The sequence below is a fragment of the Marinobacter iranensis genome, from assembly GCF_029207565.1.
Classification (GTDB): Bacteria; Pseudomonadota; Gammaproteobacteria; order Pseudomonadales; family Oleiphilaceae; genus Marinobacter; species Marinobacter iranensis.
This window is the reverse complement of the sequence record NZ_JANCMW010000011.1, coordinates 1-21096: the sequence shown is the minus strand read 5'-3', so window position 1 is coordinate 21096 and position 21096 is coordinate 1. Positions and strand designations below refer to the sequence as shown.

Below are 21096 nucleotides of genomic sequence, written 5' to 3'. Positions count from 1 at the left end.
ACAGGGAGAATTGACGGAGAGCAACAGTCCGGTTGACTGTCGCTCCCAATACAGGCTGTCCGCCGCTTACTTCAGGGCTTCGAGCTTGTCGATGTACTTCTGCATGGCGTCGTCGGAGGACATGCCTTTGATCTTTTCCCAGGCGTCGTACTTGGCACGGCCGACAAAATCCATCATGCCCGGGCGTTTGCCGCTGACATCGCCTTCGGTGGCCTGTTTGTAGAGGGCGTAGAATTCCAGCTTCAGTTCGTTGGACGGCTTGAAGTCGCCTTCGGCGTTCTGGATGTAGTTAACGGCTTCGTCGAAGCGGGTTTTCAGGTCACTCATGTGGGGTTCCTTTTGTCTGGCGTTAATTCCGTCACTTACGGCTGAGCAGAGTATATCCAGAGACAGTGTGACCGTCATTGGCTGATCGTTCCATTCCTTCGACGAATGGGGTATTGTCCCGATCCTTCTTTTCAGCTAAGCGGAGAAACCCCATGGCCGCCACCAACAGACTGGCCAGCATTGTTGCCAAAATCAACCAGTTGCCGGAATTCGCCCGGCCCAAAGCCCTGTCGGTTTTCTTCGGCAAGGCGGTTCCCTTCACCGGTACCACCGGTATTCGAATCGAAACCCTGGACCAGGAACGCTGTGTGATTTCCCTGAAAAACAAGCGCAGGGTCCAGAATCACATCAAAGGCGTGCATGCGGTAGCATCCCTGCTGCTGGCGGAGTCTGCCACTGGCTTCCTGGTGGGCCTGAACGTGCCGGACGACAAAGTGCCGGTGATCAAAACCGCCCATGCCGAGTACACTCGCCGCGCCAAGGGTGACATGAAGGTGGAGGCCTACCTGACCGCTGAACAACGGGAACGCATGCTGACCGAGGACAAGGGCGAAACCTCGGTGCCGGTGACCCTTCATGACAGTGAAGGCCAGGAGCCAATAGAAATTGAAATGATCTGGGCCTGGACACCGAAGCGTCGCTAGTTGCGCCATGTCATTGTTGTAAAAGGCTCCGGGATGTCGAATGGTTGGCAATTCCTTGCCCGGGGCCGAAATTTTGCCAAAAGCTGGCCAGTTTTTGCTTGAGTGCCCGGTTTATCCTGTGTAAAGTTCGGCCTGTAGCGTGCCAGGAAGGTGCGCACAATGGACTGTAACACCGCAACTGAGTTTGCAATGGACCACAGGGAGCAAGCGCATGTCTTCAAAAGACGGTTCCGTCGCGCCGAAAGAGCGCATCAATATCAAGTATGTCCCCGCCACCGGTGATCAGCAGGCTGAAACAGAACTGCCGCTGAAGATGTTTGTCGTTGGTGACTTCAAGGGGCAGGCCGAAGAAACTCCGATCGAAGACCGTAAGGCGATTTCCGTCGACAAGAACAATTTCCGTTCTGTGATGTCGGAAGCCGGTCTCACCCTCTCCACCACTGTCACCAACAAGCTGGACGAAGAAGCCGAGGAACTCCCGGTGAACCTCGAATTCCAGACGCTGGATGACTTTTCCCCGGATAGCATTTCCCGCCAGGTGCCTGAGCTGAAGAAGCTGATTGAGCTTCGTGAAGCACTGGTTGCCCTCAAGGGCCCGCTGGGTAACGTGCCATCGTTCCGGTCCAAGCTGCAGGAACTGCTGGACAACGATGACGCCCGCGACAAACTCCTCCAGGAGCTTGAGCTGGCCACGGACGAAAGCGGCGAATAATCCGGACGCTTGATTCGAATTCTGCCATTGCTGGCAGGTTTCACTTTTCTATTAAAACGTACTGAAGGGATGTGGTATGTCTGATACTGCTGAGCAGCAATCTGCTGCCTCCGAAGCTGCTGCGGATAGCTCTCTATCTGGAGCTGAAGGCTCTCTGCTGGACCAGGTAATGGCCAACAGTCGCATGGCTCCCGCCGATGAAGGATACGATGTGGCGCGCCGCGGCGTTGCGACATTTATTTCCAACCTGCTGAAAAGCGACGAGAAAGGCCAGCCGGTCAACAAGGCACTGGTCGACCAGATGGTGGTCGAGCTGGACCGCAAGATCAGCGCCCAGATGGATGAAATCCTGCACGCGCCCAAGCTGCAGGAACTGGAATCCTCCTGGCGCGGCCTGAAGTTGATGGTCGATCGCACGGATTTTCGCGAGAACATCAAGGTGGATATCCTCCACGCCACCAAGACCGAACTTCTGGAAGACTTCGAGTTTGCGCCCGACGTCACCCAGACCGGTTTCTACAAGCACATTTACTCCACCGAATACGGCCAGTTTGGCGGTGAGCCCGTGGGTGCCGTGGTAGGCAACTACGCGTTCACGCCCTCCACACCGGACATGAAGCTGCTGCAGTATGTGTCTTCCGTGGGTGCCATGGCTCATGCGCCGTTCCTGTCCTCCGTTGCACCAACCTTCTTCGGTGTCGACAGCTACCAGGAATTGCCGGCCATCAAGGAACTGAAAGCTGTCTTCGAAGGCCCGAAATACGCCAAGTGGCGCTCCCTGCGTGAGTCGGAAGACGCCCGCTACCTGGGCCTGGCATCACCACGCTTCCTGCTTCGGGTGCCTTACGACCCCACCGAGAATCCGGTGCGCAGCTTCAACTACAAGGAAGACGTGTCTGGCGATCACGAGCATTACCTGTGGGGCAACACTGCCTACCTGCTGGCCACGCGCCTGACCGAAAGCTTCGCCAAGTACCGCTGGTGCCCGAACATTATCGGCCCGCAAAGCGGTGGTGCGGTGGAAGACCTGCCGGTTCATACCTTTGAGTCTTTCGGCCAACTGGAAGCGAAAATCCCGACCGAGGTGCTGATCACCGACCGTCGCGAATACGAAATGGCCGACGAAGGCTTCATTGCGCTGACCATGCGTAAGGGCAGCGACAACGCGGCGTTCTTCTCCGCCAACTCGGTGCAGAAGCCCAAGCAGTTCCCGAACACCAAGGAAGGCAAGGAAGCGGAAACCAACTACAAGCTGGGTACGCAACTGCCTTACATGATGATCGTCAACCGCCTGGCGCACTACATCAAGGTGCTGCAGCGGGAACAAATCGGTTCCTGGAAAGAGCGTCAGGACCTGGAGCGGGAACTGAACACCTGGATTCGCCAATACGTCGCCGACCAGGAAAACCCGCCGGCGGATGTTCGCAGCCGTCGTCCGCTGCGCGCCGCCAAGGTGACCGTTTCCGATGTGGAAGGCGATCCGGGCTGGTATCAGGTGTCTTTGGCGGTTCGTCCGCACTTCAAGTACATGGGTGCGAACTTCGAACTGTCACTCGTCGGCCGTCTGGACAAGGACTAACCCGTGTTCAGGAACACCGGTGCTGACGGTGTTCAGGCTTCGGGCGGCAGCCTGTTCGAGCGTTTGGAGCAGGCTGCCGAACCCGCGGGGCAAGGCATGGGGGAGGTGACCCATGTGGTGGATTCCATCAAGCGTCACCTGGTTCGTCTGCTGAATGCCCATCCGGGCAACAGCGAGAGTGTGCCGGACCTGGGGCTGGTGGATTTCAACGACGCCACGCTTGGTACCCATGACCTGAGCATTCGTATTCGCAGCGCTATACGGCAGTGTATTGAGAAGTTTGAGCCCAGGGTGAGCCGGGTGGATGTGATGGCGATGCCCCAGGGGCCGGATCCATTGCAGTTGCGGTTCCAGGTGACGGTCTACCTGAAGGTGGGTTCGGAAGACGATAAAACGACCATTGATTTGTTATTGGATGACAAGCGCTATTACCGGGTGATTTAACGCCACGAAATAGCTTGAAGACACGGATGAGAGTGGGGGTGCAGTCAGGCTTCCAAAAGTGTGCGGAGCCATGGATGGCGGAGCCCAAGCGCCCATGGATGGCTTGAGCGTCTTTTGGAAGCCTGACTGCACCCCCGCTCGGAGTCAGAGGGGGACAGCGATACCTTTTCTTCTGGGAAAAAGAACTCGCTTCGCTCAGACACCTTTTTCCCGGCAGAAAAGGCATCCCCATCCCCCTCGATCGAACTTTGGTGTAGTGGTTCTATGAAGTTGAATCGGTTTTACAGGGACGAGCTTAGCTTTCTGCGATTGCAGGGGCGGGAATTTGCGGATGCACATCCGCAGTTGACTCGTTTCCTGTCGGAGCAGAGTACCGATCCGGATGTCGAACGGCTGCTGGAAGGTTTTGCCTTTTTGACCGGGAAGCTTAGGGAGAAGGTCGAGGATGAGTTTCCGGAGCTGACGCATTCACTGCTGAATATGCTGTGGCCGAACTATCTGCGGCCGGTGCCAAGCTGCACCATTATGCGGTTTGATCCGCAGTTGCATGCTATCAGCGAGCGCCAGCGGGTGGATCGGCATACCGAGATCAAGAGCCGGCCGCTCGGGGACGCCACGCGGCAGACCCAGTGCCGGTTCCGGACCTGTCGGGCGGTGGATGTATTTCCGGTGAGTGTGGCGGATGCCCATGCCGAGCATTCGCGGGAAGTGTCTTCGGTGACCGTGGACCTGGCGTTGCACACCGACCAGCCGCTGTCGACCCTGGGCCTGGATAACCTGCGTTTTTACCTGGGCGGCGAGAGCCACATTTCCGAGACGCTGTACCTGTGGCTGAACCATTACCTGCAGCGTATGGAGCTGGTGGTCGGGGATTCGGTGTTTTCCATTCCGGCCAGCCACCTGAAGCCGGTGGGGTTTGCCAACGATGAGGCGCTGTTGCCGTATCCCAAGAATGCCTATCCGGGTTACCGGATTCTGCAGGAGTACCTGAGTTTTCCCGAAGCCTTCCGGTTTGTGGACATTTCGGGGTTGAAGGGCCGGTTGCCGGTGGTGCAGGCGGATGAGGTCGGCCTGCGTTTCCATTTCAGCCGGATTCTGCCGCCGGATGCGAAGATCCGGGCGGAGAATTTTCAGCTTTACTGCACACCGGCCATCAATCTCTTTACCCACGAGGCCGACCCGGTGGACCTGAATGGCCGCCAGACGGAGTACCGGATTGCGCCGTCCAGTCGCTCGCCGGAGCACTACGAGGTGTTCAGTATCGAGCAGGTGGAGGGCTGGCTGGAAGGCCGGTCCGGGCGTGGGGAGCCGCGGTTGTACACCGCGTTTGAAAGTTTTCAGCATGAGGTGGAGCGGGATCGTGGCCGCACCGCCCTGTATTACCGGGTGAAGGCCCGGGAGAGTGTGCGGGGCGATGGTTTTGATCACTACATTTCCTTCGTGCGCGGGGATGAGTCGGAATGCATGAATCGCCAGGAAGCGGTGTCGCTGACGCTGACCTGCACCAACCGGCAGTTGCCGCACCAACTGGCGGTGGGGGAGATCTGCATGGCGACGGAGAACACGCCGTCGTTTGCTGCGTTCAGCAATATTACCCGGCCCACTCACACCCTGCGGCCGACACTGGATGGCAGCCTGTTGTGGACGCTGATCTCCAACCTGTCGCTGAACTATCTGTCACTGTTGGATGTGGATGCCCTGCGCACGGTGCTGCGGGTTTACGACTTCCGGGCACTGGTGGATCGCCAGGCGGAGCGGGTGTCCCAGAAGCGCCTTGCGGGCATCCTGGATATCGAAACCACGCCGGTGGACCGGATGGTGCGGGGGTTGCCGGTGCGGGGAATCCGCTCGGTGATGCGGCTGGATCAGCAGTCGTTTGCCTCGGAAGGCGACCTGTACCTCTTTGGCACGGTGCTGAGCCAGTTCTTCGCACTCTACGCCAGTATTAACGCATTTCACCAACTGGAAGTGGTGAACACAGACAATCAGGAACGGTACACATGGACGTTACAGCAAGGGCAGCAGCCTCTGATGTAGCCGAGCTGCAACCCGTTCTGGGCAATGCACGGCGCTACAGCTTTTTCCAACTGGTGGACCTGATCCATCGGCACCACGGTGATGACCTGGAACGGTCCCAGGACGAACAGCCCCAGCGCGAGCGCATCCGCTTCTCGGCGTCGGCGGGGCTGGGCTTTCCGGGCAGTGATGTGGTGTCGGCGGCGTCGCCGGAGCACGAGCATGCGCCCTATCAGTTGGAAGTCAGCTTTCTGGGCTTGCACGGTTCCCAGTCGCCCCTGCCGGGTTATTACCTGGAGGATCTGGCCTGGGAAGCGGGGCAGAACCTGGGCATTCGGCGCCACTTCCTGGATTTTTTCAATCACCGGCTGGTGACCCTGTTTCACCGGGCGTGGCGCAAGTATCGCTATTACGTGCGGTTTCAACCGGAAGCCTCGGATGGCTTCTCCGAGCACATATTTTCCCTGGTTGGCCTGGGGGACCCGCAAGTCAGAGCGGCAACGCCGGTCAACTGGTCGAAGATGCTGGCGTACGCCGGAATGATGGCGGGCCGCAGCCGCTCGCCGGAAGTGGTCAGCGGCATCATCGGCCATTGTTTCGATCTTGACGATGTGGGCATTGAGCAGTGGGTACTGCGACGGGTGGCCATTCCGAAAGACCAGCAAACCCGCCTGGGGCAGGCCAATGCCTCCCTGGGGGAGGATACATTGGTAGGTTCCGGCATTCGCGATCGCAGTGGCAAGTTCATCCTGCGCATCCGCAACCTGGACCGCCAGCGCTTCGCGGACTTTCTGCCCAATGGCGAGGACCACGACCGGCTGGTGAAACTGGTGGAGTTTGTTACCCGGGAACAACTGGCCTACGACCTGGAACTGCAAATGCGCCCCAAGGACGTGAAGCCGATGCAACTGGGTGCGGATGTGCGGCTGGGCTGGAACTCGTTTGTAACGCCGGAAAAGGCCACAAAGTTGCCAGCGGTACGGCTGCAGATACGCCGCTGATCCCAATGGGTTGAGCAAACGACGGATTGAATAAAAGGAAACCGGATATGGAACATCAACCAACCCGCAGCCTGAAACTGGTGGTCAGCAATCCCACCCAGGTTGCCAGTGGTCTGGCCCGGGAGTATGTGTTCGGTGTCAGGGGCGGCTCGATTGGCAGTGCTGGCAGCGATACCTGGCAGTTGTCTTCTCATCGTACCGGCGCTGTGGCGGGCCATGCCGAAGTTCGCTTTATGGACGGCGTGTTCTGCCTGATCGATCGTAGCGGCCGCACCTATATCAACAGTGGCACCCAGCCGGTAGGCCGCGGTCGCAGGGCGCGCCTCAAGAGCGGCGATACAATTACCATCGGCCGCTATCAGCTCAAGGCGGAAGTGCTCAGTGGCCAGCGCAGGAACGAGGCTATGCCGGAGGAAGCGGAAGATACTACCCTGGTGAACGTGGACGAAGGCGAGCTGATGCGTGCCGAAGAGCGCGAACTGGAAACCGTCGGCGATGAGCCATTGCACGGCTTGCAGCCGGCCCCGGGCGAAACCTTCAGCGACGATCCCCTTCAAGCCTGGACAGACACCAGTGACGAAAACCGCAGTGCCGATGAGGATATGTGCCGTGAACGGGATTCACTGCTGGCGGACAAGCCCGAGTGGTATGCCAGCGATGGCGCCGTAACCGACGAGTACCGCGAAAACCGTGATGTAGCCATGGGGCTGCCCATGCGAAAAGGAGAGCGTGACAGGATGTCCGAGACCCCCAAACCGGCACGCCGCCGGGAGACCAGTGACCAGAGCCGCCAACACATCAGTGGTGCGCCGCTGTTGCGCGGCATGGACACCGACCTGGGCTTTGCCGACAGCGATGAGATGCGCCTGTTCCTGGAAGAGGCCGGCCAGACCCTGAAATCCACGGTGGAGGGCCTGCTGGCCCTGCACCAGGGCGAGGACAGCCGTCACCAGGCCCTGCGTACGCGCCTGCAGCCCATCGAGGACAACCCGCTGCGCCTGGGTGAGGACTACAACGAGACCGTTCAGACTCTCTTCGCCAGCCAGCGCAGCCCGGTTCACCTGTCTGCCCCGGCGGCGGTCAGCGAGAGCCTGCAGAGCCTGCATCATCACCAGGTCGCCACGCAGACCGCCATCCGCGAAGGGCTGGACGCCATTCTCCACGCCTTCTCACCGGAAGCGCTGCTGCGCCGGTTCCACGGCTATCGCCGCGGGCTGAAAACCGACGAAGACGAAAGCAACTGGGCATGGGAGATGTACCAACACTATTACCGGGAACTGAGTTCCAGTCGTCAGCAGGGATTCGAACGCCTTTTTCAGGAGGTGTTTGACCAGGCTTACGATCAACAACTGCGCCAATTACAGAGGGAGAACCTGTCGTGAAGTACTGCAAATGGAGTTTGCTGGTCGCCATTCTCGTTTTGGTGGGGTGTAGCACCCCCTACAACGCTGTTACCAAAACCGCCAAGGTCATGTGGGACCCGGATATCCCCGTGGGCTATCCGGAAGATCTGCCCAGCCGTGTGGATCTGACCATGCTGGCGGAGCCCGACGTGAACCCCAACGAATCACTTGCGCCGACGCCGATCGCGTTTCAGATCATCCAGATGCGGGACAGTTCGCGGTTGATGGCGGCAGATTTTGACCAGTTGCTGGGCGAGCTGGAGCCATCCCTGGGCCGCAACTACGTGGACCACAGCGATTACACCCTGGTGCCGGGGCAGTTCAAGTTTATCGAGCCGTTCGAAATCGCCGAAGACACGCGTTTTATTGGTGTGATCGCTTTCTACGCCTATCCCAACCTGTCCCAGTGGAAGAAGGTTGTGAAGGTGGACCCCATTGGTGGTCGTTACCACTTGCTGGTCAACCTGCGTGAGCGTGAAGTCAAACTCAGAAGGTCGGATGAGTCCTGATGTCTGCAACCAATCGAGTCGTCTGGAGTGATGGGCTTTTTATCAAACCCCAGCACTTCCAGCAGCAACAAAGATACCTGGAACACCAGATCAACGAGCGGGCCCTGGCGGTTTCTGATTACCTCTACGGTTTCAGTGACCTGGAACTGAACGCGGAATACCTGAGCTTTGGCCGGGTAGGCCTGGTCAGGGCCAGCGGCCTGTTCCCGGATGGCACCCGTTTCTGCCTGCCCCAGGACGATGTGATGCCAGAGCCCCTGGAAATCACCGACGCCTCCGTGGCCAACCAGGTGGTGTATCTGGCCCTGCCACTGGGCAGTGAGAGCCTGGCGGAAGTGGAGTGGCCGGAAGCCGCTATCGCCGGCCGTTTCCGCGCCCAGAGCGAGGAAGTCCGGGACCTGCATTCCATCGACGGCGATTCCCACACCATCGACGTGGCCCGGGTGGCCCCGAAGCTGATGCTGGAGCGGGACGATCGCAGCGCCTATGCGGCCCTGGCCATCGGCAGGATCCTGGAAAAGCGCCCGGACGGCAGCCTGGTGATGGACCCGAACTTCATCCCCACCATGCTCAGCGTCCGCGCGGCGCCCCGGCTGCAACGGTTCGTCGGGGAAATGGCCGGGCTGATGCGTGAGCGCGCCAAGAACATTGCCGAGCGCGTGGGAGCACCGGGGCAGGGCGGGGTGGCGGATGTGGCGGATTTCATGCTGCTGCAGATGCTCAACCGCGCCCATCCCCGCTTCCTGCATCTGGCGCGCCTGCGGCAATTGCACCCGGAGCGGCTTTATGAGGCGCTGCTGGAATTGTGTGGCGAGCTGGTGACCTTCACCGATGAAAACCGCCTGCCCCAGGAATACACCGCCTACGATCACGACCTGCCGGAGGATTCGTTCACGCCGCTGATGCAGGTACTGAGGCAGTCCCTCAGCACGGTGCTGGAGCCGCGCGCACTGGCCATCCAGTTGCAGCAGCGCCAGTACGGCCTCACGGTCGCACCGATCCAGGACGCGCAATTGATCGGCCAGGCCGAGTTCATCCTGGCGGTGAAGGCGGATATGCCACTGGACGATCTGCGCAAGCAGTTCACCCAGCAGTGCAAGGTGGCGTCGGTGGAGAAAATCCGCGACCTCATCAGTCTGCAACTGCCCGGGATTCCGCTGTCGGCCCTGCCGGTGGCGCCCCGCCAGTTACCGTATCACGCCGGGTTCGTGTACTTCCGGCTGGACGACCAGAGCCAGGCTTGGCAGATGCTCGACAACGCCAGCGGCTTTGCGTTCCACGTGGCGGGAAGTTTCCCGGGAATGGAAATGCAATTCTGGGCAATCAGGAGCTAGATCATGGCAGATGCACCGGTGATGGATTCACCCAATGGCAACACGGAAGCAGGTGGCAGTGCGTTTGATGACCTTATGTTCGCGGACAGTAACCGCGATGGTCGCGTGGGCGACCAGGGCTTCGGCAATGACCAGTTCCAACTGCGGGGCCTTGAGGATAACCGGCTGATTGACGCGGCCACGCCCTTGCTGGGGCTGGTTATCCGGGTGCGCAGGCTGGCGGATTTTCTCGGTGTGGAAAACCTGTACCAACAGGTGGTGGACGAAGTGGCCGCCATCGACCGGGAACTGGTGGAGCAGGGTTACGAACGCCCGACCGTGGTGGCCTATCGCTACGTGCTCTGCGCCTTTATCGACGAGGCCGTGCTGGGCACCGACTGGGGCGCCCACAGCGTGTGGTCCCAGCATTCGCTGCTGTCCCGCTTCCACAATGAAACCTGGGGTGGCGAGAAGGTATTCGCCATCACCGCCCGCATGGAGCAGGAACCGGCCCGGTACCGCGACATGCTGGAGTTCATCTACCTGTGCCTGTGCCTGGGGTTCGAAGGCCGCTACAAGGTGATGACCAACGGTCGGGACGAGTACGAACAGATTATCCGCGGGCTGTACGAACAGCTTCGCGGGCTTCGTCGCGACGAGGAACCGCAACCGCTGACCAGCGCGCTGGACAACGTTACCCCCACCCGCAACCGGTTGCGAACCGGCCTGCCCCTGTGGGGCATTGGTGGCCTGTTTGTGGTGGCCATGGCCGGGGTATACACGCTTTACAACATAGCGCTGAACGAACGCATCAGGGATGTGCTCAGCGTACTGGAACAACTCCCGAAATAAGGAGATCACTGTGATTCGGGTAGAACTGCCGGCGCTGATTGGGCGCCTCAACGAGATTTGTCGCCAGGGCCTGGAAGGCTCGGCGGCCCTGTGTATCACCCGCCAGGGCGCGGAGATCACTCCCGCCCATCTGCTGTTCAAGCTGCTGGAAACGCCCTTTACCGATATGCGCCAGATTCTGGAGAGCACCGGTATTGATCACCACACGCTGCAACCGGTGGTGGGAGACAGCCTTAACGGCGAACCCCAGTCCGCCGAGCCGTACCCGTCGTTCTCGCCGTTGCTGATCGAGCTGCTGCAGGACGCCTGGCTCATCGCCTCCACGGAACTGGGTCACACCGACCTGCGTTCCGGCGCCATCATGCTGGCACTGCTGATGAATGCAGACCGCTACCTGATGCCCCGGGTCAGCCAGCGCCTGAAAGACATCAACCGTGAACAACTGCGCCGGCAGTTCGATTCCATGACCCGTGGTTCTCTGGAGCAACCCCGTGCCGAGGATGGCCCCAGTGCCGCCAATCAGGCGCAGGTGGATATGGATCCGCTCAAGCGCTACGCCACCGACTTCACCAAACTGGCCCGGGATAAAAAGCTGGACCCGGTGGTATGCCGCGACACTGAAATCGACCAGATGATCGACATCCTCTGCCGTCGCCGCAAGAACAACCCCATTGTTGTCGGCGACGCCGGCGTGGGCAAAAGCGCTGTAGTCGAAGGCCTGGCCCTGCGCATCGTTAACGGCGATGTGCCCGAGCGCCTGGCCGGCGTGGAACTGTGGACCCTGGACATGGGCGCGCTGCAGGCTGGCGCCTCGGTAAAAGGCGAGTTCGAAAAGCGCCTGAAAGGCGTGATCGAAGCAGTGAAAAGCTCCGCCACCCCCATCATTCTGTTTATCGACGAAGCCCACACCCTGATCGGCGCCGGCAACAGCGAAGGCGGCTCCGACGCCGCCAACCTGCTCAAACCGGCCCTGGCCCGTGGCGAGCTGCGGACGATCGCAGCGACCACCTGGCGCGAGTACAAGAAATACTTCGAGAAAGACCCGGCCCTGAGCCGCCGCTTCCAGCCTGTCGCGCTGGACGAGCCAACCCCGGCCCAGGCGGTTCACATCCTCCGTGGCCTGCGCACCGTCTATGAGAAAGCCCATCAGGTACTGATCGCCGACAGTGCCCTGAAAGCCGCCGCCGACATGTCCGCCCGTTACCTGGCCGGCCGCCAGCTCCCGGACAAGGCCATCGACGTGCTCGACACCTCCTGCGCCCGGGTCAGCCTCAACCTCAGTACACCCCCGCGCCGTCTCAGCCATGTACGCAGCGAACTGCACCAGTTAGGCATGGAACAGGACCTGATGACCCGCGAACAGACCCTCGGGCAGGCCATCGATCACCAGCGCGAAAGCGAGCTGGTCGAGCGCCTGGAAACCCTGCGGGTGGAAGCGGAAGAACTGGAACAGCGCTGGAATGACCAGCGGGAACTGGTGGCACGCCTCGTGGACATCCGCGAACAGCTGCTAAACGAAGACACGACAGACGCAGAACCGGAAGCACTGGCGGAAGAAGCCACTCCTGAAACCGACGAAGAGCGCCCGGACCTGAAAAGCGAAGCCGCCGCCATCGAACAGGAACTGGCGGAACTGCAGGCCGACGAGCCACTGGTACACGCCCGTGTCGATGCCCGCCAGGTGGCCGAAGTCATCGCCGACTGGACTGGTATCCCGGTCAACCGCATGACCGCCGACGAGCTGGGAAAAATCACCCGCCTGCCGGAGTACCTGCAATCCCACATCAAGGGCCAGGACACCGCCATCGGCGCCCTGCACCAGCACCTGCTCACCGCCCGCGCCGACCTGCGCCGCCCCGGCCGCCCCATGGGCGCCTTCCTGCTGGCCGGCCCCAGCGGTGTGGGTAAAACCGAAACCGTGGTGCAACTGGCCGAACTGCTCTACGGCGGCCGCCAGTTCCTCACCACCATCAACATGTCCGAATACCAGGAGAAACACACCGTCTCCCGCCTCATCGGCTCACCGCCGGGCTACGTGGGCTTCGGCGAAGGCGGCATCCTCACCGAAGCCATCCGCCAGAAGCCCTATTCGGTCGTGCTGCTCGACGAAGTCGAAAAAGCCCACCCGGAAGTACTCAACCTGTTCTACCAGGCCTTCGACAAAGGCGAACTGGCCGACGGCGAAGGCCGCCTGATCGACTGCAAGAACGTGGTGTTCTTCCTCACCTCAAACCTGGGCTACCAGACCATCGTCAAACACGCGGACGAGCCGAAGAAAATCGAGGAAGCGCTGTACCCGGAACTGGCCGACTTCTTCAAACCGGCACTGCTGGCACGTATGGAAGTCGTGCCCTACCTGCCGCTGGGCGAGGAAACCCTCAACCGCATCGTTGGCGACAAACTCGACCGCCTGGCCACCCAGATCGGCGACCGTTACCACACCGAAGTGGAGCTGGAAGACGGCCTGGTGGAAGCCATCCGCAGCCGCGCCACCCGCAGTGAAAATGGCGCGCGGATGCTGGAGTCGATTATCGAGGGTGAACTGCTGCCGCCGGTATCACTGGCGCTGCTGGAGAAACTGGCTGCTCGGGAGCCAGTCACCAAAGTGACCCTCGGTGTCAAAGATAATCAATTCACCGGGGTGGTTGCCTAAGGCAATCGGGAGGTAGCGGGCCCTGTGGTTCGGCTTTCCAAATACCCTGCGGAGCCAAGGATGGCGGAGCGGAGCGTACAGGGATGTATTCACAGCGTGTTTCGGAAAGTGAATCTGCACGGTACGCGATCCTTAGGGGACAAGGAAAAGGGATAAAAAGAATGGGACGGATGCAGACGGAGTTGCACACCGGCATAGACCTGGCAGTTGAACTGCTCCGGCAGGACAACCTGCCAACCCTGCTAAAAGTCGCCTCACGGCAACTCGAAAACACCTTCGGCCTCAACCGCTGCTGGTCACTCGAACTCGACCTCAGCGGCCGCACACTCCAATGTGCCGCACTGGGCGACCAGGGCGAATTCGACTGCGGCGACTTCAGCCACCCCTTTGCCCACCTGCTGCAACAGGGCAAACCCAGAGAACTGTCACGGGCCGCCAGCTACCGCCTGGACCACCCCGGCTTCCAGGCCATGGTCGAAGCCAGCAACCGGCCCCGCTCATTCTGGCTGGAACCCATAAAAGGCGAAGACGGCCGCACCCTCGGTATCCTCGTACTCTGTAACGAAGAACCCGAATGGGACGGCATCACCGCCCAACCCCTTTACCGTGGCCTGCTGACCCTGCTGTCCCATCAATGGGTCAGCCAGCTCAAAACCAGCGACCAGGTATGGCAACGGCGCATGCTTAAACGCTCACTGGACCACCTCCACGACGCCGAAGCCGTGCGCCAGCGCTGCGATCAACTGGCGGAAACCCTGGTCGGCAACTCCAAAGCCATGACCGACCTGCGTGCCCAGATCGTACGGGCCGCCGGTAGCCAGCTCTCGGTACTGGTGCAGGGCGAAACCGGCTGTGGCAAGGACCTTGTGGCGCAGGGCATCCACCGTTTCTCCGACCGGGCCGAAGGGCCCATGGTCGTTGTTAACTGCGCCGCCATCCCGGACTCGCTGCTGGAAAGTGAACTTTTCGGCCACACCAAGGGCGCCTTCTCCGGTGCCGATCGGGCCAAGGAAGGGCTGCTGGCCCAGGCTGACGGCGGTACCCTGTTCCTGGACGAGATTGGCGACATGCCCATGGCCCTACAGTCCAAACTGCTGCGGGTACTGGAAAGTCGCCGCTTCCGCCCACTCGGCGCACAGCATGAACAACACTCCGATTTTCGCCTGGTGGCCGCTACCCATCAGCCACTGAGCAACTGCATTGAGGGCGGAAGCTTCCGCCGGGACCTGTTTTATCGACTCAGCCAGTTCCCGCTGCGGGTCAAGCCCCTGCGGGAGCGCCCGGAAGATCTCGAACCCCTGTGCCGGCATTTCATCCGCGAATACACCGCCCGCGAGGGCGCTGGCCCCATGGGTATCAGCAGCCACGCGCTCAGTATGCTGGCGGGTTACAGCTTTCCCGGCAATGCCCGTGAACTGCGGAACATTGTCGAGTTTGCCTGCCTGCAGACACCGGTCGGTGACGATATCCAGCCGGAAGTGTTGCGCCTGGACGATCTTTTTCCAAGCCAGGAAACCTGCATTGCCAGCGACTTCCAGTCGCAGATGGTTCCGGGCCTTCCCCTGGCGGACGAGGTGGACGACCTCAGGGCCGCGGCCCAGGCGTTCGAAGCCGCCATCATCCGTGAGCGCTTGCGCCAATACGGCGGCAACCGTGCCCAGGCGGCGGAAAGCCTGGGTCTGCCCAAGCGCACCCTGGCCCATAAATGTCTGAAGTATCAGGTGACAGAAGCGTGAACCCGTTTATCAGAAGTAACCGCCCACTCGCCGCTGTGCTCTGCGCCCTCGGCATGACCTTTTCACTGGCGGCCAGTGCACAGTCCAGCCAGCAGCTGGCCGCGGCCCGTGACTGTACCGAGGAGAGCCAACGACTGGAACGGCTGGCCTGTTTCGATGAAGTGTTCGGTACCCCGGTGGAAGTGGCGATTGAAAACATCAGTGGAGGCAATCAGCCGGAACGCTGGCGCCAGGCCTTTGCCCAGGAACAGCGTCGGAAGCCGGGTGAGGGCCCCCTCTACCGCGATACCGAACAACTGGCCGGACATCTGCTGACACTCAGTGCCCTCGGTGTAAAACCGCCGAGGCCACTGCTGGCGGTACAGTGCCATAACAACATCACCGAGCTCACATTGATGCTGCCAGAGGCGGTGAAAGAAGAGCGGGTGACCGTTGATTTCGGCCAGGGCCGGCAGATCTGGCGGGTAAGGGACGACGGTTATGTCATCAGCGGCGGCCGTGGATTGCCCGCCATCCGGACGGTCCGGAACATGGCCGCCTCACCCGGCGTGACCGTGGCTTCATCCAGCAGTGTTGTCGACGGACTGATGTTTGACCTGACCGGGTTCCGGGACACCCTCAAGCCACTGCGGGAAGCCTGTGGCTGGTAGTGATTAAGAGCGAATAAGAATGTATAGCGCCATTTGCAAAGACAGGGATTGGACATGCAGGCAGTAGAGCAGCATCCATACGTTGAACAGGTGTTGAGTACTTTTTCCGGTGAGCATTCCACGGGTGACAACCTGATGGACGACCCCACCATGGAGTACCTCGAGAACGAAATCATGAAGGTGGGCTCGCTGGCCCACACCGGCGTTGAATGGGGCAAGGTGGAGAGCGAGTCACTGCGCCTGTTGTCGGATACCAGCAAGGATCTCAAGGTTCTGGGGTTCCTGTTGCTGTGTCTGCAGCGCGGCGGCAACGGCGAGCGTTTTGCCTTGTCGCTGTACCTGTTGCACCGGGTACTGGACAGCTGGTGGGACGACGCCTGGCCCTATTCAGGTGACAAGGGTAAGCGTGCCCGCAAGATGCTGATGACCCAGATGATGCAGCGTGCCAGCAAGGAAGTGTCGGCGCTGAGCTTTGATGGGGGTGTGGGGGACGGCCGCGAATTCTGCCTGGCCACCCTGGGCAAACTGATGGAGCAGGCAAGCGCCCGCGAACTGCCGGATGATGGGCTCTTCGACCTGCGCCGGGCGGTGGAGAAGCTGCCATCGCCCTCCGACGCGCCCAGGCCGTCCGAAGCCGCCGATAAAACGGAAACAGCAGCGTCTTCTTCCGGGTCGGCGCCATCCCATGGCACCAGCACGTCGTCCGCCTCCCTTGGCGACCTGACCCTGGACCCTGCGAACGAGCGGGCCACCCGCCAGAGCCTTCTGAAAGTGGCCGATATGCTGACCGAAGCCACGCCTGCCGATGCGCTCGGCTACCAACTTCGTCGCTACGCCATCTGGCAGACCATTACCTCGGTTCCCCCCGCGCGGGACGGCGTCAAGAGCGACCTGGCCGCCGTGAGCGCGGACCGCGTGGCGGACTACCGGGAGAGCTTATCCAAATCACCGGACCTGGCGCTCTGGCAGCGTATCGAACAAAGCCTGTCGGTCAGCCCGTTCTGGCTGGAAGGCCACTGGCTGAGTGCACAGGTGGCCTCCGCGTTGGGGCACGAGCCCTGTGCCGAAGCCATTCGCGCGGCCGTTAAAGTCTTCGTTGAACGGTTACCGGAACTGGCGGACATGACCTTTAACGACGGCACGCCCTTCCTGCCCAAGGCGGTGGCCGACTGGATGCTCAGTGGCCCGGCGAAGGGCGGCTCCGCCGGTGGGGCGAGCTCCTGGGAGCAGGCCTATGACGATGCCCGGGGTGTGATGGAACAGAAAGGTCTGGCTCCGGCCATGAAATTGCTGGAAGAAGGCCTGGAAGCGGCTCGCGAACCCCGGGACCGATTCTACTGGCGGCTGATGAGCAGCCAGTTGATGAAAGACAGTGGCATGAAAAGCCTGGCGAAGCAGCAGGTGCAGGATCTGCGTGAGCAGACCCGGGATATGAGCCTTGAAGACTGGGAGCCAGGCCTGGTGGCCCGGCTGGACAGACTTGCGTAAACACCGACGGATCAATTAACAGGAATGGACACCATGTGGAGAAAAGCCCTACTCATTGGACGACGGATACTGCCCTATGTGCGCAGTGCGGCGCCGATTACCCTGGCGCTGGGTGTGGTGGTATTGCTGGCCGCAACCTGGTGGCTGGGACCGCGCCTGGAAATCAACGGTGCATACCCGCTGGCGGCCTGGCAGATGCGGGCCCTGGTCACGCTGGTGGTGGTACTGCTGGTGGCCATGGTCTGGGGCATGATGCTGGCCCGCAAGTTGCGTAAGGTGAACGTGGCCAAGGCGGAGGAACAAAAGGAAGAGGAAGATCCGATCCTGCCGCTGGAACGTCGCCAGCAACGCCTGCTTGATCGCCGCCTGGCTGAGCTGAAGAGTAACCTGCCGGGCCGTAAGGGCGTCTATCGTTTGCCCTGGTACCTGGTCATGGGCCTGGAAGACGCCGGCAAGACCAGCCTGATCCAGCGTTCGGGGCAGACTTATACTCTCACCAATGTCACCCGCAACCCCCGCACCGAGCGCAACCCGTTCGGTTTCGAATGGTGGGTGGGCGACAACGGCGTATTGATTGATCCGGATGGCGAACTGCTGAGCCAGAATGATGGCGAGGGTGCCAGTAGCGAGATCCAGCAGCGGCTGTGGACCCATTTCATGAACTGGCTGGAAAAGAACCGCCCTCAGCGCCCGTTGAACGGTGTGGTGTTGGCGGTGGATATGGCCCGCCTGAGCACCGGTAATGAACAACAGCGCCAGGCCCAGGCCATCCTGCTACGTACCCGCCTGCGGGAACTGATGGAGCAATTGGGCTCCCAGTTACCGGTATACATCAGTTTCACCAAGATGGACCTGCTCTACGGATTTGCACCGTTTGCCCGCACCCTCTCGAAAGCCGAGCGTGAGCAGCCCCTGGGCTTTACCTTCCAATTGGATGGCCAGCACGATCCGGACGACTGGCTGGGCGAGTTCGACCAAAACTTCAGCAAGCTCGCGGAACAACTCGGTGAGCGCCTTCCAGATGTCCTTTCTGCTACCCGGGACGCGGAAGAGCGTGCGGCCGCCTATTCCTTTACCCGTCAATTGGCGGGGCTGAAGCCGGTGTTGGAACAGTTCCTTGCTGATCTGTTGTCTGCGGATGCCTTCTCGACACCGGCACTGGTGCGTGGCACCTATTTTACGTCCGTGGTCCAGGAAGGCGTACCAGAAGATGCCTTCGTCTCCGCCGCGGCCGCGAACTATGGGCTTGCCAGCCCGATACAGCCGGCGCAGCGTGGCGGACAGTCGTCAAGCCTGTTTACGGAAAAGCTGTTCCCCAACATTATCTATCGGGAGGCGGGCCTGGCTGGTGACAACCAGAAGGTGGTCGGTAGCCGGCGCCGCCGGATTGCGGTTGCTGCGGTTGTCGCCGTTGCCGCCGGCCTGGGCATGACCGCTGGATGGCAGCATTACTTCATTGAGAACGCGGAAGCCGCCACGGCAGTCGAGGAGCGGGTACGCAGCTTTATCGATAACTGGCGCCCCATCGGCTACGAACCCGATACCACCGGCCGCAACCTGCTGGAACCGCTGGACCAGTTGCAGGAAGCCACACTGGCGTTTGGAGATTACCGGGCAGAACCGGCCGTAGTGGCGGACATGGGTTTGTACAAAGGCCATAAGGTTGGCCCGGAAGTGGAAGCGTCCTATCTGGACATGCTGGCCTACCAGTTCCTGCCCGCCCTGATGCTGGGCGTGATGGAGGAAATGAGCGATGCTCCGGACACCAGCTCGGAGCGTCTTGATCACCTTCGTGTGTTGCGGATGCTTTACGACGCCAGTGGTCGCCGCCGGGATATTGTCCACAGCTACATGAGCGATTACTGGCAACGCGCTTACCCTGCGCAGCGAGACCTGCAACAGCGACTGCTTAGCCATCTGGATTACGCCATGCTTCACACGGACCTGAACCAACGGGTCGAAGACGGCGACAAGACGGCCGATATGGCCCTGGCCCCGTTCCGTAGCAGCGTTCAATGGGCCCAGCACGAGCTTGGCCGCATCGCGACCCCGGAGCGGGTCTATCGTGACCTGGAGAAAGAAGCCGAACAGAATTTCCAGTCGCCTCTGGATCTGGCCCGGGAATCCGGCCCCGCCTTCAGCACTGTGTTTGTACGTCTGGATGAGTTTGGCGAGCCTCTGGATGACGAGAATACGGAACAGGAGGATCCGGTGGTGATTCCCTCCCTGCTGACACGCGATGGCCTGGATTCCTGGTTCCTGCGCAAGTCCGGCTCGGTCACGGAACTGGCGCTGGTGGACGCCTGGGTACTGGGCCGCCGCGATGACGTGAACTTCAGTAAAGCCGACGAGGCCCGGCTGCAGGCACAACTGCAATCCCTGTACGCCGAGAACTATGTGGCCAACTGGCGTCGGGCCCTGAGCCGGCTGGATATCCGGAGCTTCAGCGATTTGAACCATGGGGTGCGTGTTCTGGAGAGCCTGACCAGCGGCCACGAACCGCTGAACCAGTTGCTGGCCCAGGTAACCGCCAATACCCGTCTGATTCCCGGTGGCAGCGAAGAGGCCGAGGCGGCCCGCAAGGTGATGGAACAGTCCTCCCACTTCCAGATGGTTCAGGAGATTGAACGCCAGTTTACCGACCTGAATGAACTGATGGACAAGCAGGGTGACGACCCCAGTGACATGGAGCAGGTAATGGAGGTTATCCAGAGTTTGCACACTTACCTGCGCGGTATCCAGGAAGCGCCGGATCGTGGCAAGGCTGCGCTTTCCGCCGCCCGTGCCCGTATGGGCCTGCAAGGGGCGGACCCGATCTTTACCCTGCAACGGGTGGCTTCGAACCAGCCCGCGCCCCTGGACCGCATGCTTGAAAAACTGGCCTCCGAAAGTTGGCGCGTGGTGCTGGACCAGGCCGTGGCGCAGCTTGAGCGCCAGTGGTACCAGGAAGTGTATCAGCCGTTCCAGCAGAGCCTGGCCAGGCATTACCCGTTCAACCCGGGCGCCGGTCGTGATGCCGCATTGCAGGATTTCGAGCGCTTCTTTGCGCCGGAGGGCGTGCTGGACCAGTTCTACAATGAAAACCTGAAACTGTTCCTGGAAGACCATCCGGAGCACATTGCCGGTTCCAAGCGCGCCAGCCTGGTTCGTCGCGATGTGCTGGCCTCGCTGGAAAAGGCTGAAAATATCCGCCGTGCCTTCTTCACCCGAAGCGGCTCGCTGGATGTTGAGTTCGCGCTCGAACCGTTGCACCTGTCGTCCAACAAGCGCCGTAGCGTGATGAACGTGGACGGACAGCTGGTGGAGTTCAGCCACGGCCCCAGCCAGAGTATTCCGCTGGTGTGGCCCAATACGCTGAGGGATTCGGTCGAGAGCCGGGTCACCCTGGTGCCTACGGAAGTGAACCGGTCACCGCGCAGTATTTCCGAAAACGGCCCCTGGGCGCTGTTCCGCCTGTTGGATGAGGCAGATATCACCGGGGTGAGCAGCAGTGCCGTGGACGTGCGGTTTGCGCTGGACGACGGTGAAATGCGTTATCGCCTGCATGCGGGCAGTAATACCAACCCATTCACACAGGAATTGCTGGCGGGGTACCAGATACCACGCAGTCTGTATTAGACTATGCACCAGAGCCAATACGGAAACAGGACGTTTTCCGTATTGGCGGTTCAGGAATTCTTGCTTCAAGGATAGAAGACATGCCCCAGGCAACCGGACTGCAGTTCACGGCCACCCTTGGCCAACTCCCCAAAGACCTGTTCGTGGTCGC

The 21096-nt window shown here is 60.8% G+C and carries 16 protein-coding genes; 15 read left to right on the top strand and 1 reads right to left on the bottom strand.

Annotated elements, in window-relative coordinates; all coding sequences use genetic code 11:
• Positions 1-66: 66 nt before the first annotated feature.
• Positions 67-327, bottom strand: coding sequence for an acyl-CoA-binding protein (locus tag NLU14_RS15835; RefSeq protein WP_275708262.1), 261 nt, complete (start codon positions 325-327; stop codon positions 67-69).
• 152 nt (positions 328-479) lie between these two features.
• Here NLU14_RS15835 and NLU14_RS15830 point away from each other — a divergent pair, with 152 nt between their 5' ends.
• The 15 genes from NLU14_RS15830 (at position 480) to tssM (ending at position 20945) form a co-directional block, all read left to right on the top strand.
• Complete coding sequence (locus tag NLU14_RS15830) at positions 480-971, top strand: DUF4442 domain-containing protein (protein WP_275708260.1); 492 nt, start codon at positions 480-482, stop codon at positions 969-971.
• Positions 972-1182: 211 nt separating this feature from the next.
• Positions 1183-1683, top strand: a complete 501-nt coding sequence (tssB, locus tag NLU14_RS15825; protein ID WP_036211254.1) for a type VI secretion system contractile sheath small subunit — start codon at positions 1183-1185, stop codon at positions 1681-1683.
• A gap of 76 nt (positions 1684-1759) precedes the next feature.
• Positions 1760-3262, top strand: a complete 1503-nt coding sequence (tssC, locus tag NLU14_RS15820) for a type VI secretion system contractile sheath large subunit (protein WP_275708258.1) — start codon at positions 1760-1762, stop codon at positions 3260-3262.
• Between the two features lie 3 nt (positions 3263-3265).
• The gene (gene tssE, locus NLU14_RS15815; protein ID WP_275708256.1) at positions 3266-3706 is read left to right on the top strand and encodes a type VI secretion system baseplate subunit TssE; all 441 of its coding nucleotides are present in this window, start codon (positions 3266-3268) and stop codon (positions 3704-3706) included.
• A gap of 264 nt (positions 3707-3970) precedes the next feature.
• Complete coding sequence (gene tssF, locus NLU14_RS15810) at positions 3971-5743, top strand: type VI secretion system baseplate subunit TssF (protein ID WP_275708254.1); 1773 nt, start codon at positions 3971-3973, stop codon at positions 5741-5743.
• On the top strand, positions 5707-6723 hold the full coding sequence (tssG, locus tag NLU14_RS15805; protein ID WP_275708252.1) for a type VI secretion system baseplate subunit TssG: 1017 nt from the start codon (positions 5707-5709) through the stop codon (positions 6721-6723). Before tssF ends, tssG begins: the two co-directional genes overlap by 37 nt.
• A gap of 47 nt (positions 6724-6770) precedes the next feature.
• Entirely contained in the window at positions 6771-8105 is a 1335-nt protein-coding gene (gene tagH, locus NLU14_RS15800) for a type VI secretion system-associated FHA domain protein TagH (protein ID WP_275708250.1), read from the top strand.
• Positions 8102-8635 (top strand): type VI secretion system lipoprotein TssJ, encoded by a 534-nt coding sequence (tssJ, locus tag NLU14_RS15795; protein ID WP_275708248.1) that lies wholly within the window; start codon positions 8102-8104, stop codon positions 8633-8635. The genes tagH and tssJ overlap by 4 nt, the downstream gene beginning before the upstream one ends.
• Entirely contained in the window at positions 8635-9969 is a 1335-nt protein-coding gene (gene tssK, locus NLU14_RS15790) for a type VI secretion system baseplate subunit TssK (protein ID WP_275708246.1), read from the top strand. The genes tssJ and tssK overlap by 1 nt, the downstream gene beginning before the upstream one ends.
• A gap of 3 nt (positions 9970-9972) precedes the next feature.
• A complete protein-coding gene (icmH, locus tag NLU14_RS15785; RefSeq protein WP_275708244.1) occupies positions 9973-10800 on the top strand; it encodes a type IVB secretion system protein IcmH/DotU in 828 nt (275 codons plus the stop codon).
• 10 nt (positions 10801-10810) lie between these two features.
• Positions 10811-13453: a type VI secretion system ATPase TssH gene (tssH, locus tag NLU14_RS15780; RefSeq protein WP_275708242.1), complete on the top strand. Its 2643-nt coding sequence runs from the start codon at positions 10811-10813 to the stop codon at positions 13451-13453.
• Positions 13454-13623: 170 nt separating this feature from the next.
• The gene (locus NLU14_RS15775; RefSeq protein ID WP_275708561.1) at positions 13624-15189 is read left to right on the top strand and encodes a sigma-54-dependent Fis family transcriptional regulator; all 1566 of its coding nucleotides are present in this window, start codon (positions 13624-13626) and stop codon (positions 15187-15189) included.
• Positions 15186-15839, top strand: a complete 654-nt coding sequence (vasI, locus tag NLU14_RS15770; protein WP_275708240.1) for a type VI secretion system-associated protein VasI — start codon at positions 15186-15188, stop codon at positions 15837-15839. Before NLU14_RS15775 ends, vasI begins: the two co-directional genes overlap by 4 nt.
• Before the next feature lie 54 nt (positions 15840-15893).
• Positions 15894-17327, top strand: a complete 1434-nt coding sequence (gene tssA / locus NLU14_RS15765; RefSeq protein WP_275708238.1) for a type VI secretion system protein TssA — start codon at positions 15894-15896, stop codon at positions 17325-17327.
• Positions 17328-17360: 33 nt separating this feature from the next.
• Positions 17361-20945 (top strand): type VI secretion system membrane subunit TssM, encoded by a 3585-nt coding sequence (gene tssM, locus NLU14_RS15760; RefSeq protein ID WP_275708236.1) that lies wholly within the window; start codon positions 17361-17363, stop codon positions 20943-20945.
• Positions 20946-21096: the final 151 nt, after the last annotated feature.

Bases quoted from the DNA above. Each gene is read 5' to 3' on its own strand.
- tssA (WP_275708238.1), top strand. From the start codon at position 15,894: ATGCAGGCAGTAGAGCAGCATCCATACGTTGAACAGGTGTTGAGTACT.
- tssG (WP_275708252.1), top strand. From the start codon at position 5,707: ATGGACGTTACAGCAAGGGCAGCAGCCTCTGATGTAGCCGAGCTGCAA.
- icmH (WP_275708244.1), top strand. From the start codon at position 9,973: ATGGCAGATGCACCGGTGATGGATTCACCCAATGGCAACACGGAAGCA.
- tagH (WP_275708250.1), top strand. From the start codon at position 6,771: ATGGAACATCAACCAACCCGCAGCCTGAAACTGGTGGTCAGCAATCCC.
- tssF (WP_275708254.1), top strand. From the start codon at position 3,971: ATGAAGTTGAATCGGTTTTACAGGGACGAGCTTAGCTTTCTGCGATTG.
- NLU14_RS15830 (WP_275708260.1), top strand. From the start codon at position 480: ATGGCCGCCACCAACAGACTGGCCAGCATTGTTGCCAAAATCAACCAG.
- tssC (WP_275708258.1), top strand. From the start codon at position 1,760: ATGTCTGATACTGCTGAGCAGCAATCTGCTGCCTCCGAAGCTGCTGCG.
- tssM (WP_275708236.1), top strand. From the start codon at position 17,361: ATGTGGAGAAAAGCCCTACTCATTGGACGACGGATACTGCCCTATGTG.
- tssK (WP_275708246.1), top strand. From the start codon at position 8,635: ATGTCTGCAACCAATCGAGTCGTCTGGAGTGATGGGCTTTTTATCAAA.
- tssB (WP_036211254.1), top strand. From the start codon at position 1,183: ATGTCTTCAAAAGACGGTTCCGTCGCGCCGAAAGAGCGCATCAATATC.
- NLU14_RS15775 (WP_275708561.1), top strand. From the start codon at position 13,624: ATGCAGACGGAGTTGCACACCGGCATAGACCTGGCAGTTGAACTGCTC.
- NLU14_RS15835 (WP_275708262.1), bottom strand. From the start codon at position 327: ATGAGTGACCTGAAAACCCGCTTCGACGAAGCCGTTAACTACATCCAG.